This window comes from Georgenia halophila, from assembly GCF_039541595.1.
In genome coordinates this window covers 795,556-808,487 of record NZ_BAABGN010000002.1, presented here as the reverse complement: position 1 = coordinate 808,487, position 12,932 = coordinate 795,556, and the positions used below count along the sequence as shown (strand labels likewise).

Sequence of the window (12,932 nt, the reverse complement as noted above, 5' to 3'; positions counted from 1 at the left end):
AGCAGGAACTGCCGGAGGGCCCGTGGCAGGTCACCACCAAGCTGACGATAGATCCGGAACAGAAGTTCCAGCAGGGCGGCCTGCTCCTGTACAACACGGACACGCACTACGCGAAGTTCAACATCGGGCGCGCCACACCGGGTCACCGGATCGAACTCGTCTATCACCGTGACGGCGAGAACCGGCTCGATCAGTATCCGCCTGAGGTCTATCAGGACGAGGCATGGTTGCGCCTGACCAGTGACGGCGAGGACATTCGCGCCAGCGTCTCCTACGACGGCGAGACGTTCGAACGCTACGGCAGGGACATCTCCGTGGCCGAGGCCGGATTCACGCACATCGGCCCGTTCGCCTTCCGCGGCAGCGAGTCGACTCCCGAGATCGAGGCAACCTTCGACTGGTTCCGATTCAGTCCGGACGCGGACACCTACGCCGAGTGCCTTGATGAGGGCGCCGAGCCGGACACCACCGCGTTGGCAGCGAAGGTGGATGAGGCGAAGGCCATCGAGCTGGACGCCTACACCGAGCAATCGGTCGCAGAGCTCCGGAATGCTCTCCCGCGGGCCGAGGAAGCCCTCGCCGCCGCCAAGGACCAGGCTCAGGTCGATGACGCCTTGGCGGCGCTCGAGGCTGCGATCAACGGTCTCGAGACGATGCCGGCACCGGAACCCACGCCCGAGCCAACGCCGGACCCGGAGCCGACCGACCCGGAGCCGACCGAGCCGGAGCCGACCGAGCCGCCATCCGAGTCGGACCGTAGCACCGAGATCACCGTCGACGACGCGACCGTGCGGCCGGGTGACCCTGTCGAGGTGAGGGTCACTGATGCGCCCGGAACGCAGGTGAAGATCGGCCTCACCAACGAGAACCGCACGCTCACGACCATGGCGGTCGTCGATGGCACGGCCGAAGCGACCGTGATCATCCCGGAGGATCTCACTGCAGGAACGCACCGACTCCAGGCCCGGGCAGCCGACGGCAGCCTGCTCGCCGAGGTCGCCATCGAAGTGCTCGACGGCGACGGTGAGCTACCGCTGACCGGTGCGCCCGCGATGATCGGCCTGCTCGCAGTGGCGGCGGTACTGTTGTCCCTCGGCGGCGCGGTGATGGCGATCAGGCGTCGGCACACCTGATTCGACGTTCGTCACGGGTAGGAGCGGTCTCCTGGTGCGCTACCAGGAGACCGCTCCTGCACCGCCTCGCCTACCAGCGCTAGGCGGAGTTGTCGTGATCGCGGACCCAAGCAGCGTGCAGCCGTCAGGGCAGGTGACGATCCGCCTCCGAACGCCCCTGCCGCCGACGCAGTTGAGGTCATGCTCGACATGATGCGTCTGCTGGCGATTTCGGCGGTGGCGTGGCTACCCGCGCGGTGCGGGTTACCAGGTGCGCCTCCTGTGACTTCGAAAGCTTGGGCTGCTTGCCGCGCAGCCGGCCCTTCGCTTTGGCGACCGCCACGTCCTCGCGGTTACGCATGCGGATGAGGTCGGCCCCGAACTCGGCGACCATGCCGAGGACGTTGAACAGCAGCCGGCCGACCGGGTCGGGCCGTACAGGCTCCCACCGAGGGTAAGGGTGACGCCCTTGCGGGTGAGCTCGTCCGCGATGTCTCGGGCGTCCGGTAGCGACCGGGCGAGACGATCGAGCTTGGTGACCGAGCGTGTCCCCGGCCCGGCAGGCGGCCAGTTCTTCACGCAGTCCCGGTCGAGCACGATCCGCGCCGGTCAGCCCGTGGTCGACGTAAAGCACAGATAGCGGGCTCGGTAGGCGGCGCGGAGGTGTTGCAGGCGCTCTCATTTGTCGCCATTCTGAATCGCTCTCGCGAGATCGACGGAAAACAGGATGAGCGAAATAGTCACAGACACGCCGAGCAAAATTAATAAGATGCTGGGCCCACCCTCGATGACAAGGACGGCGACGGAGCCCAGCACTAGTGCACACGCGCCCACCAGCACGATCAGCAACCATCGCGGCAATGTGGTTAGACGCTTGTGCATCAACAGCTCTCAATCAGGTTGCGGACTGAAAACGGGGCGGAGAGAATCGCTATCTCAAAACCAGCAAGGATGCCGACGAGAGCCCAGCCTCCGGTCGCTGCTGTGAGAGTGACTAGACTCATTGTTGCAAAAGCGAGTCCTGCGGCGCTTAGGACAGCTTGGAATACAGCGCCAGCACATGTGGCAGTTCCGGTGGGGTCGGTGTTGTTGCAGGGGTTGGCGGCTGCGTAGGTGTAGGGGTTGGGCTCCTGGCCGGTGGGGTCGGCCTGGGTGAAGCGTCCGAGGGTGGCGTCGTAGTAGCGGGCGCCGAGCTTGTACAAGTTGGGGCTTTCTTCGTAGCCGCCGGCGAAGCGCAGGTTGTTCGAGGCGATGGGGAAGGTTGTTCCGGTGGATCGGCGTTCGCCGTAGGGCGAGTAGGAGTAGCCGCCCTGCCAGGTGCCGTTGTCGTTGAAGGAGCCGAGGACCGAGCCGAGGTGGTCGGTGACGCAATAGCTCGGAACCAGGCGTTGGTTGTAGATCGCGCTGCCGTTGGCGTCGCGGATGTAGTCGGTGGCGGTGCCGGTGGCCTTGCGGACCAGGCCTTGGTCGGTGTGCAGGTAGTTCGTGGTGCCGGCGGTGAGCTGGCGGGTGTTGCCGTGCCCGAAGGTGGTGTAACCGGTCGGGCCGTTGGCGGTGACCTGGAGGCGGTCACCGTAGGTCGCGGTTTCGTGCGGGATGCCGCCCTCACGGTGACTGGTCCGGGTCTGCAGCACGGTCCGGTCGTCCCCGGCCTGGGTGTACCCGACATCTGCCCGGACGGCCCCGTTGACGTCGGTGGCGGTGATCCGGGTCGGGCGCACGGAGGCGTCCCGGTCGGTGTCTTGCCGGCCCCCACCGGGGAAGAGACGGGAGGTCTCGTTGCCGTTGTCGTCGTAGGTGAAGGACACGCAGTCGCTTGGGCAGCCGCCTTGCGGGCCGGCCTTGATGAGCTGGTTCGCGGCGTCGTAGCGGTACTCATACGGTCCAGAGGCGTACGCGCCCTTCACGATCCGGAGGTTGCCGTTCGGGTCGTAGGTCAGGTTCACCGTTGTCTCGATCCCCAGGTCGAGCGGGGAGTTGGTGGTCTGCCAGATCGGCTTGCCGAGCAGGACGTTGTAGCCGTAGCTGATCGCCGTCCCGGTCTCCTCGTCCCGCTCGTAACGCACCGTCCCATCATCGCGGTAGAGCCGGATGGTGGCGGTGACGCCGTTGACGGTGGTCCTGGTGACCCGGTCGGCCGCGTCGTACTCATACGTCGTGGTGTCACCGTTGCCGTCGGTGACCTCGACGAGGCCACCCACGGCGTCGTTGTCGTAGGTGGTCGGCCCTAGCGGTGCGGGCGGGGTCACGCTCGTCAGGTTACCCGCGGTGTAGCCGTAGCTGGTGGTGTTGGCGTTCCCGTCGATCGCCGAGCACACCTGTCCCGCTTGACCACCCCTACCGGGCCATATGGGCGGACAGCGGCATGTGCGGACGCTCGGAGACGCTCCCGTGTCGAGGCGGTAGCAATTAGGCCGATGAATGCGGCACTGACAATATGCGACTGCACAGGCGACCGCGGCTGGTGTTGGATCGATCCGTGAGCATTGTGATGAGCACGCCAGATGTTCAGGATCTCGCCTACGTGGCCGGAGTCCTCAGCAGTTGGCAATACGACGGGGCCCCACTTCATCTGCACCCCGGCGATCTGGGCTGGCATTCCTTGAAATGCGCGGGCAAGACGGCCGCTTCGCTGCGGGTCTGGTCACGCGAGGGGAAGATCCTCGCACTGGGACTGCTGGATGGCCCCGATGGACTGCTGCGCATGGCTGTTGATCCTGATCTACGCGACGACGACGAGCTCTCTCGGCAACTCGTCGCCGACGTCAACGACCCGCAGCGTGGAGTCTTGGATGTTGGAAACGCCATCGTCGAAGCGCGCGGTGCCGAGCGCTTCTCGCAGTTGCTGTCGGAGGAAGGGTGGCAGCCCGATGAGCCCTGGACGCCGTTCCGTCGCGACCTTTCAGGCCCGGTCGAGGAAGACCGGGTGGAGGAAGCCGGCGTGCGCATCGAGACCATCGGGCCGGACCGCGTCGACCCTTGGGTGGCCGTCCATTGGTCAGCGTTCAAGGGCACGCCGTTCGGCGAAAAGGAACGACTATTCTTCCGCGAACGGTGGCTGACCATGGCCGAGGGTCCGTTCTACCACCGGGCACGCAGCTTGGCCGCGTTCGACCGACACGACAACGCCGTCGCCGTCACAACGGTGTGGTCGGCTGAGCCAGGTCGACCCGGGCTCCTGGAGCCCATGGGAGTGCATCGAGACCATCGGCGACACGGCTACGGCGTGGCCATCTCGGTGGCTGCCGCGTCCGCGTTGCGGGAGATGGGATCGTCCAGCGCCATCGTGTGCACCGAGAGCTCCAACATAGGGGCCGTCTCCACCTACGTCGCGGCCGGATTCACCGCACACGAGCAGGTGGCCGACCTTCAGCGGGGCGCCTGACGGACACGGGTGAGCTAGCGCCGGCCTTCCAGATCCGGGGGACAGCCCGGCGGGGCCCACCGATGAAGACGCTTGACGGGGGGCCGCCGGCACGAGCCTTGAGGGCACCTCTGGGACGAACAAGCATGCGGACTCCCTTGGCAACATCGACATGCGGCCCGAGCTGAATCGCAGAGGACCATCAGGACGGTCGCCTCATGCGGCGTGAGGTCCGAGCTACGTAGCGCGGCAAGCTCCTTGCCCGCGAACTTGTTCACCCATTCCGGTGCATCGGCACGGACAGTGCGCCTGGGGAGGCGCGATCGCGCACGTGGCGGGCTCGGCGACGCGCCGCTGAGCAGCTGCACAAGCACCGTTGAAACCTCACCAGATCCATCAGTGAATCACTGTCATAGGCAAGCTCTCGGTGAGAGGGAGGAGGTGTAGCCCATGGGGACGGATCCACCCGCCACCATTCGCACGTGGAACTGTCCTCATGCGCCGCGAGGCCCTGCACGGTCAGGCTTGGCTAGAACATCCAGTCACCGTGGAATTTCGCTACGTGGACGGCTGGCTGCGCTGACATGATCGCCCGATGCCGGACTTCACCACGAAACCGACACTCGTCGGTGAACGCCTCACACTGCGCCCGTTCCGGCCGGCGGACCTCCATGCCATGGGGGAGGTGCTCGCCGACCCCGAGGTGCTACGCCTGACGGGCTCGGCCCACACCACGTCGGAGCTGACGGCCGTCGACCCCGCCCTGGACGAGCGCACGCGGCAGTGGTACCTCACCCGCAACGAGCAGACCGACCGGCTCGACCTCGCCGTCGTCGACAACGGCACCGGCAGCTGCGTCGGCGAGGCGGTGCTGAACGACTGGGACGAGTCCAACGAGAGCTGCAACTTCCGGATTCTCGTCGGACCACGCGGTCGGGATCGCGGCCTCGGTACCGAGGCGGTCCGAATGACGCTCGGGCACGCGTTCCGCGCCCTCGCCCTGCACCGGGTGTCGCTGGAGGTCTATGCGTTCAACCCGCGGGCCCGCCGCGCGTACGAGAAGGCGGGGTTCGTCGTCGAGGGTGTCGCCAGGCAGGCCCTGCGGTTCGACGACACGTGGGTCGACGCGATCATGATGGCCGCGCTCGCCGACGAGTGGCTCGCCGCTTACCCGACCTCGGCGTAGCTGCGCACCACCGCGACATCTAGGGGGAACTCGGCCGGGAACGTGCCGAACAGCAACCGGCCGGCACCGACGGCCGCCTCCTGGACCGCCGTCGCGACGTCGTCCGCCAGCTCCTCGGGTGTGTGCACGACGACCTCGTCGTGCAGGAAGAAGACCAGGTGCGGCCCGATCGGCCCGATCGGCCCGGCCGGCCCGGCCGGCCCGGGCCAGGTTCCGGAGCCGCCCAGCGCCCGCAACCGGCCACGCAGATCCGCCATCCAGCACAGCGCCCACTCGGCGGCCGTGCCCTGGACGACGAAGTTGCGGGTGAACCGCCCCCAGTCGCGGACCAGCTGCCGTGCCCGGCGGACCTCGTCGGCACCGGCGTCCTCGGCGCTCGCGCGGTGCTGCGCGTCGCGCCAGGACAGCGGCGGTTCGGGTGAGGTCCGGCCCAGCCAGGTGCGGACCGTCTCGCCGCGCTCACCGGCCCGGGCGGCGTCCTCGACGACGCCGGTGGCGCGTGGGTAGGCACGCAGCAGCCGCGGCATGAGCCGGCCGGCCTCGCCCGAGGTGGCCCCGTACAGCGCGCCGAGCATGGCGACCTTGGCGTGGGCGCGGGTGTCGACGATGCCCTGGTCGACCAGGCCCTGGTAGAGGTCGGCGCCACGGGCCGCCTCGGCCATGCGCTCGTCGCCGGCCATCGCCGCCAGCACCCGTGGTTCCAGCTGGGCGGCATCGGCGACGACGAGCCGCCAGCCCGGGTCGGCGACGACCGCGCCGCGGACCTGCTTGGGCAGCTGCAGGGCGCCGCCGCCGCTGGTCGCCCACCGGCCGGTGACCACGCCACCGACGACATACTCGGGGTGGAAACGGCCCTGCTCACCGGCCACCGGGCGGACCCACTCGTCCAGCCACGCCCAGCCGTTGGCGCTGAGCAACCGTGCCAGCTTCTTGTACTCCAGCAGCGGGGCGACTGCCGGGTGCTCGATCTGCGCGAGCTCCCACTTGCGTGTGGTGCGGACCTCGACACCGGCGGCGTTGAGCGCCCGGAGCAGCTCGGCGGGCGAATCGGGATTGAGCGATGCCGCAGCCAGGTGGTGGCGGATCTGACGGGCGAGGTCCTCCAGCACGGCGGGGCGGCGGCCGGGCTGCGGGCGCGGCCCGAGCAGGCCGGTCAGGATGCGGTCGTGCTCGTTGCGGTCCCACGGGAGTCCGTCGTGGCTCATCTCGGCCGCGGTGAGGGCGCCGGCCGACTCGGCCGCGAGCAGGAGCCGCAGCCTCCCGGGTTCCGGTGCCGCTGTCACGGCGGTTCGCTGCCGGGCGTGCTCGGCGACCGCCTCGACCGGGTCGAGCTGCGCGGTCAGCTCGTCGAGGAGGGTCGGCTGGTGCACGTCGTGGGCGGCCTCGTGCGGCTGCGCGGCGTGGGTGGGGTCGAGGATGGCGCGGCCGAGGCGCAGGTCGTGGCAGCGGCCGACCCGTACGCCCGCGGCGAGCAGGCGCGGGTACACCCGCGCCGTGTCCGGCCAGACCCAACGCGGCGAGTGGCGGGCCTCGAGGTCGGCCACGCGGCCCGGCAGCTGCTCGGCCGTGACGTCCACCGGCTCGGCCGGCGCCGCGTCGTCGGCAAGGACGGTCAGGACCGCTCGGTCCGGTCCGCTCGCCAGCACCACCTCCACCGCTGCAGCGTAGGAGACCGGGCCCACGCTGTCGCACGGGCAGGGACCAGAGCCGAGGAGCCGACGTCGACGGCGGTCCCTCCCGGGCCCGGACGCGGGCGGGATACCCTCGGCTCCGGTGTCGGCCGCGGGACGACAAAGGGGGAGCGATGGCCCACGAGGGCGTGATGACGCTCTTGTTCGTCTTCATCGGTGCGATGGTCCTCGTCGGGATCCTGGTGGCGGTCCGGCAGGCGAGGAAGAGACGGGAACGGCGCGCGGCGCTCGCCCGCTGGGCGCAACAGCGCGGCTGGGCCTATGCGGACGAGGTCCCCGGCGCCCACGACGGGCTGCGGGGCGGCCCCTTCCACAAGGGACACTCCCGGAAGACCACCGAGGGTGTGTGGGGCTCCTACGACGGCCATCAGGCAATGTCGTCGCGCTACACGTACCTGGTCACCACCAGCAACGGCAAGACGACGACCACCCACACCTACCATCACCATGTGCTCTCGCTGGCACTGCCTGCCACGCTGCCGGACCTGGAGCTCAAGCCCGAAGGTGTCCTGTCCGGGATGTTCGGGCGCGACACCGACTTCGAGGACGCCGCGTTCAATGACGCGTGGAACGTGCGCGGCGCGGACCCCAGGACGACGTCGGACATCATCCACCCGCTGATGATGCGGCGGCTCATGCGGGCGGACCTGCAGGGCGCGAGCCTCCTCCTCGAGGGCGGCCGGATCTTCCTGTGGCGCAAGGGACAGCCCGAGGTCTCCGCGATCGACCCCGGCCTCCGGGCGCTCCGTGAGGTGGTCGAGCTGATCCCGGGCTTCGTCTGGGACAACGCGCGCGGGCGGGGCGCCTGAGACGTGGAGGTCGTGGGTCTTTTTCCGTTCGTGATCCTTCTGCTGGTGATCGCGGTGGCGATCGTGGTGGCCGTCCGCACCCGTCGTCGGACCCGGGAGCGTCGTGCCGGGCTGCGGGCCTGGGCGCACGCCCGAGGGTGGTCCTACGCGGACGACGCACCTCGGTTGGGAAGCGGGCTCCGAGGTGGCCCCTTCGGCACCGGCCATTCCCGCTCGGCCACCGAAGCCGTCTGGGGCACCTACGCCGACCGCCCCGCCGTGTCCTTCCGCTACACGTACAAGGTGACCTCCGGGTCCGGGAAGAACCGCCGCACCCGGACGTACCACCACCACGTCCTGGCGCTCGAGCTGCCCGAGCGGCTGCCGTACATCGAGCTCAGCGCCGAGAACTTCCTGACGCGGACCTTCGGCAACGACATCGAGCTCGAGCACCATGCCTTCAACGACGCGTGGCGGGTGCGCGGCGAGGACAGGCGGACCACCTACGACGTCGTTCACCCGCAGATGATGGAGCGGCTCATGCGGCCGGACCTGCGCGGCGCGAACCTGCTCTACGAGGGCGGTCGGATCTTCCTGTGGCGCCGCGGCCAGCCTGACCAGGCGGTCATCGACACGGGTCTGCGGCGGCTCACCGAGCTGCTCGACCTGACCCCGGAGTTCGTCTGGGACGACGCCCGGAACCGCCGGGGTGACTGAGGCAGCCGGACGAGCTGGTGCCCCGGCGTGGCCGGGTGCCCCTCAGGCGCCGCCGCCTGCCGCGGCCCGCAGGAACGCCTCGACGACGTCGCCCGCCGCCCCGGCGCCGTGCCCACCACCGTGAACCAGAGCGGCGACGGCGAGGTCCCCCTGGTACGCGATCATCCAGGAGTCGACCCGGAAGTCCTCGCCCTCGCCGGCCTCCGCGGAGCCGGTCTTGGCGTGGACCGGCTCGCCCGGCACGTCGGCCAGCAGGGTCGCCGTGCCGTCGGTGACGACGGCGCGCATGTAGTCGGCGAGCACGTCGGCCTCCTTCGCGGTGAGCGGGGCGGCGTCGACGGCGGAGGGGGCGTCCGCAACCTGCTCGGGACCGGTGACCAGGGTCGGTGTGACCGTCTCGGCGGCGGCGATCGACGCCGCGACGGTTGCCATCGCCAGCGGCGACGCGAGGACCTCGCCCTGCCCGATGAGTGAGGAGGCCAACCCTGTCTCACTGCCGTCCTCGGGCACCGATCCCGTGAACCCGGGCCACGCGCCGGGCAGCTGCTGGCCGAGACCGAGCGACCGGGCGGCGTCGACCAGCGCATCGAACGAGACGTCGCCGCGCGCGTTGATCAGGGCGCTGTTGCACGACTGGGTGAGCGCTTCGGTCAGTGTGAGGTCTCCGATCCAGGCGCTCGGGTAGCCCGGGTAGTTCCCGATCGTGTACCCGTCGACGGTGACGTCAGGCGTGCACGAGACCTGCGCCTCCGGGCCGACGCCGGCGCGCAGCAGCGCCAGCGCGGTCACCATCTTGAACGTCGAGCCCGGCGCGAGCGAGGCCAGCATCGCCGTGTTCAGGCCCTGACTGCCGGGGCCGCTCGCGGCGGCCAGCACCTCACCGGTCGAGGCGCGAATCGCGACGAGGCCGGCCGGTGACTCCGTGGACTCCAGGGACTGCTCGGCCGCGGTCTGGACCTCCGCGTCGAGCGTGAGCGAGAGATCTGCTCCGGGCTCGGGATCGCGCTCGAAGACGACCTCCGCGTCCGGCCCGATCCCGGACGTCACCCGCAGGCCGGAGCCGCCGCGCAGGACGTCGTCGTACTGCTCCTGCAGACCGGACAGGCCGACCTCATCCCCGGCCTGCACCGTGCCGCCGGACGCCTCGATCACCTCGCGGGTTGCCTGCCCGACCCGGCCGAGGACGGGGCGCGCCCACGCGGACGTCGGGGCGAGCGGCATCTCGTCGGGCAGGGCCACGCCGGCCGGGATCTCCTCCAGCGCCGCGAGGTCGACGACGCCGCTGCCCTCGCGCACGACGATCGCCTCCACGAACGCCCTCGGCCCCGCGGCGACGACCTGGTCGGCATAGCCGTCCGGGTCGTCCCACCCGGCGAGGTTCGCGACGTCTTCGGCCACGCCGCGCACGTCTCGCTCGTGCGCGTCGTCGGGCAGCCGGGTCTTGTCGATCCCGATGCGCAGCACCGGGCGCGGCGTCACGACGGCGGTGCCGTCGCCCGCCAGCACCTCACCGCGCTCGGCGGGCACCCGGGTCAAGGTCAGCTCGCCGCTGGTACCGAGGCCATCGGCGATCATGCTGGGGTCGTAGGTGGCGCCCCAGAATCCGTCCGCGTCCCGCGCGAGCATCGCCGGGCGGGTGTAGACCCAGTCGGCACTACCGTCCGCGTCCAGGTCCCAGGACCATTCCAGCTCGACATCGGCCACCCGCAAGTCGTCGCTGTCCGCGATGGTGCGGGGGTCGCCGACCTCCACGACGGTGACCTCGCGGGACAGATCCACCATGCCGGCCAGCGGACGACTGAGGTCCTGCGGCGCGTCGCCGCTCCAGCGCACCTGGGACAGCTCACCGGTCTCGAGGCCTTCCGCGAGCTCGCCGGCGATCCCGGCGAGCTCGTCGGCGTCGGGCCCGCCGCTGCACGCGGCGAGACCGGACACGACCAGCGCGGCGGCCGCGAGGGCGGGGATGGTGCGGGGGCCGGTCAACGACCGCGAAGACATCGTCACCTGGCAGAGTCTCCCGCCGTCGGGGTGCTCATGTCGAAGACGAATGAGACATGGAGATATACCCGAAGTGCATACTGGGGCGCCGTGGACCTCCTGACGCATCTGCGTGCCTACCTCGCCGTGGCCGACGAGGGCAGCTTCACCGCGGGCGCCGCCGGGTCGGCGACGCCCCAGCCCGTCCTCAGCCGGCGGGTCGCGGCGCTGGAGCGTGCGCTGGGCGGTCCGCTGCTCGAGCGCGGACCACGCGGCGTCACGCTCACCCCGCTCGGCGCGGCCGTGCTGCCGCCCGCGCGTGATCTGCTGGTGCGTGCGGATCACCTCCTGGACACCGCCCGCGGTCACGTGCTGAACGACGTCCGGGCCGCCCTGCCGCCGCAGGCAGACCCGCGGTCCCTCGCCGAGCTCCGGCGGATGCTCACCGCACGAGGCGTCACGGTGGTCCTCGACGACGCCGAGCCGGGCGCCCGCGAGCAGCTTCTTGCCCGAGGCGTCGCACAGCTGATCGTGATGCCCGTCAGCCCGGACCGTGCGCAGATCCACGTGCCGCTCGGCGGCGCGACCGTGCCGGGAACCATGCGGAGCCGCCGCCTGCACGTCGAGCAGCTGCGCGACTCGGACGAGACACCGGGACCGCCGCAACGGCTCCTCCTGCAGGTGGAGGACGACGTGCCGCACGTACGGGACCGCCTCACTCAGGCGGCGCACGCGGCGGGCCTCGCTCCGTACCAGGTCGTCACCGCGCCGCCCGCCGCCGAGGCCCTCACCGCGGTCCACGAACGTGGTGACGTGCTGGTCTGCGACACCGAGGAGGCGCGCCGGCACGGGCTCGAGTGGCGCAAGATCGTCCCCCCGATCGTCCGCGGGTACCGCGTCCGGCTCGCCAAGGACCACCCGAGCCGGCCGATCCTGGACGAAGCGCTGCCGGAGATCGTCGACGTCCTCGGGCGCGCCCTCGGAGCTCCCGCGGCGGACCGGCCGCCTCCGGCGATGGCCCAGGATGCGGCGGATGGCTGAGATCCTCGGGTTCTCGCCCGGGGCTCTTCGCACGGCGCAGGAGATCCACGAGCGGTGGATCACACTCGGGCTGCGTGGTGCGTTCCTGGCCCGCAACATCGACACCGGGGAAGAACTCGGGTTCGACGCGGAGCGGCCGCTCCCGCTCTCGTCCGTCGTCAAGCTTCCGCAGGCCCTCGTCGTGTGCGACCTCGCGGCCCGCGGTGAGCTGGACCTCACCCAGGCGGCCACGCTCACGCCGGACACGGTGACCCCAGGACCGACCGGAATCGCACGCTTCAGCTGCCCGGCGACGGTCGCCGCGGCCGACCTGCTCTACCTGACCATGGCGATCAGCGACAACGCGGCCGCAGACGTCCTCTTCGACCTCGTCCCGCCCGCACGCGTCACGGAGCGGCTCCACGCCTGGGGCTACGACGACCTGGTGGTCCGCCACCGGATGCGGGCCCTCTACGATGCCGTGGCGCGCTGGACGGACAACGACATGCGCCTCGCACTGCGCATGGCGGCGTCGGCCACCACGGCCGGTGGTGGCCACACCCTCCCCGTGCTCGACGTCGACTCCGGCAACGTCGGGACCCCGCGCGGCCTCGTGGGTCTGCTCGAGGACGTCTGGACCGACCGCGTCTCCCTCCCGGCGGCGACCACGCGGGTCCGGCAGCTCCTCGGTACCTCGGTGGTGCGCCACCGACTCGCGGCGGAGCTCGCCTCGGACAGCGTCCGGGTGAGCAGCAAGACCGGCACCTTCCTGCACACTCGGCACGACGTCGGCGTCGTCGAGGGCGACTCGACCGGCCGTATCGCCGTGGCGGCACTGACCGAGTCGACGGTCCCCGCCGAGATCCAGCCGGAGGCCGACCGCGCCATCGGCCGCGCCGCCCGTCTCGCCGTGGAGGTCCTGCGCGACTGAGCGCGGTACGCGCAGGACAACGGTCCCTGCACAGAAGCACAGACATGGCAGGCGGCCCTCCGGGATGATGAACCACGTGATGCTCCGGGCCGGTCGGCTCGAGATTCGGGGAGCCGGGAACTGATGGAACGAGGCCGAACGGGCCG

The 12,932-nt window shown here is 70.5% G+C and carries 11 protein-coding genes and 1 pseudogene; 7 read left to right on the top strand and 5 right to left on the bottom strand.

Translation table 11 applies throughout. The features are described 5' to 3' along the window. Positions 1-1,133: beta-xylosidase family glycoside hydrolase (locus ABD907_RS05225; RefSeq protein ID WP_345215397.1), on the top strand; the 1,133-nt coding region annotated here is incomplete at its 5' end. A gap of 203 nt (positions 1,134-1,336) precedes the next feature. Here ABD907_RS05225 and ABD907_RS05220 read toward each other — a convergent pair. From ABD907_RS05220 to ABD907_RS05210, 3 genes and pseudogenes are all read right to left on the bottom strand, one after another. Then, positions 1,337-1,743, bottom strand: a pseudogene (locus ABD907_RS05220) (recombinase family protein); the annotation flags it as partial. Between the two features lie 47 nt (positions 1,744-1,790). Continuing rightward, positions 1,791-1,961 (bottom strand): hypothetical protein, encoded by a 171-nt coding sequence (locus ABD907_RS05215; RefSeq protein WP_345215396.1) that lies wholly within the window; start codon positions 1,959-1,961, stop codon positions 1,791-1,793. 32 nt (positions 1,962-1,993) lie between these two features. Continuing rightward, the gene (locus tag ABD907_RS05210) at positions 1,994-3,361 is read right to left on the bottom strand and encodes an RHS repeat-associated core domain-containing protein (RefSeq protein ID WP_345215395.1); all 1,368 of its coding nucleotides are present in this window, start codon (positions 3,359-3,361) and stop codon (positions 1,994-1,996) included. Positions 3,362-3,591: 230 nt separating this feature from the next. Here ABD907_RS05210 and ABD907_RS05205 point away from each other — a divergent pair, with 230 nt between their 5' ends. Together ABD907_RS05205 and ABD907_RS05200 are read left to right on the top strand one after the other, a co-directional pair. Continuing rightward, positions 3,592-4,497: a GNAT family N-acetyltransferase gene (locus ABD907_RS05205; protein WP_345215394.1), complete on the top strand. Its 906-nt coding sequence runs from the start codon at positions 3,592-3,594 to the stop codon at positions 4,495-4,497. 574 nt (positions 4,498-5,071) lie between these two features. Continuing rightward, on the top strand, positions 5,072-5,662 hold the full coding sequence (locus tag ABD907_RS05200) for a GNAT family N-acetyltransferase (protein ID WP_345215393.1): 591 nt from the start codon (positions 5,072-5,074) through the stop codon (positions 5,660-5,662). On the opposite strand, the gene ABD907_RS05195 is transcribed toward ABD907_RS05200, so the two are convergent. Beyond that, a complete protein-coding gene (locus tag ABD907_RS05195) occupies positions 5,644-7,317 on the bottom strand; it encodes a bifunctional 3'-5' exonuclease/DNA polymerase (RefSeq protein ID WP_345215392.1) in 1,674 nt (557 codons plus the stop codon). The two genes, ABD907_RS05200 and ABD907_RS05195, sit on opposite strands and share 19 nt — an antisense overlap. A gap of 167 nt (positions 7,318-7,484) precedes the next feature. Between ABD907_RS05195 and ABD907_RS05190 the strand changes: the two genes are divergently transcribed. Both ABD907_RS05190 and ABD907_RS05185 read left to right on the top strand, forming a co-directional pair. Next, positions 7,485-8,162 carry a hypothetical protein gene (locus ABD907_RS05190; protein WP_345215391.1) on the top strand — a complete coding sequence of 226 codons (678 nt, stop codon included), beginning with the start codon at positions 7,485-7,487 and terminating at the stop codon, positions 8,160-8,162. Between the two features lie 30 nt (positions 8,163-8,192). Next, positions 8,193-8,858: a hypothetical protein gene (locus tag ABD907_RS05185; protein ID WP_345215390.1), complete on the top strand. Its 666-nt coding sequence runs from the start codon at positions 8,193-8,195 to the stop codon at positions 8,856-8,858. 42 nt (positions 8,859-8,900) lie between these two features. On the opposite strand, the gene ABD907_RS05180 is transcribed toward ABD907_RS05185, so the two are convergent. Beyond that, positions 8,901-10,856 (bottom strand): penicillin-binding transpeptidase domain-containing protein, encoded by a 1,956-nt coding sequence (locus ABD907_RS05180; protein WP_345215452.1) that lies wholly within the window; start codon positions 10,854-10,856, stop codon positions 8,901-8,903. Between the two features lie 90 nt (positions 10,857-10,946). Here ABD907_RS05180 and ABD907_RS05175 point away from each other — a divergent pair, with 90 nt between their 5' ends. Both ABD907_RS05175 and ABD907_RS05170 read left to right on the top strand, forming a co-directional pair. Continuing rightward, positions 10,947-11,876, top strand: a complete 930-nt coding sequence (locus tag ABD907_RS05175) for a LysR family transcriptional regulator (RefSeq protein WP_345215389.1) — start codon at positions 10,947-10,949, stop codon at positions 11,874-11,876. Next, on the top strand, positions 11,869-12,786 hold the full coding sequence (locus tag ABD907_RS05170) for a serine hydrolase (protein WP_345215388.1): 918 nt from the start codon (positions 11,869-11,871) through the stop codon (positions 12,784-12,786). Before ABD907_RS05175 ends, ABD907_RS05170 begins: the two co-directional genes overlap by 8 nt. Positions 12,787-12,932 lie beyond the last annotated feature (146 nt).

Bases quoted from the DNA above. Each gene is read 5' to 3' on its own strand.
- ABD907_RS05200 (WP_345215393.1), top strand. From the start codon at position 5,072: ATGCCGGACTTCACCACGAAACCGACACTCGTCGGTGAACGCCTCACA.
- ABD907_RS05190 (WP_345215391.1), top strand. From the start codon at position 7,485: ATGACGCTCTTGTTCGTCTTCATCGGTGCGATGGTCCTCGTCGGGATC.
- ABD907_RS05180 (WP_345215452.1), bottom strand. From the start codon at position 10,856: ATGTCTTCGCGGTCGTTGACCGGCCCCCGCACCATCCCCGCCCTCGCG.
- ABD907_RS05170 (WP_345215388.1), top strand. From the start codon at position 11,869: ATGGCTGAGATCCTCGGGTTCTCGCCCGGGGCTCTTCGCACGGCGCAG.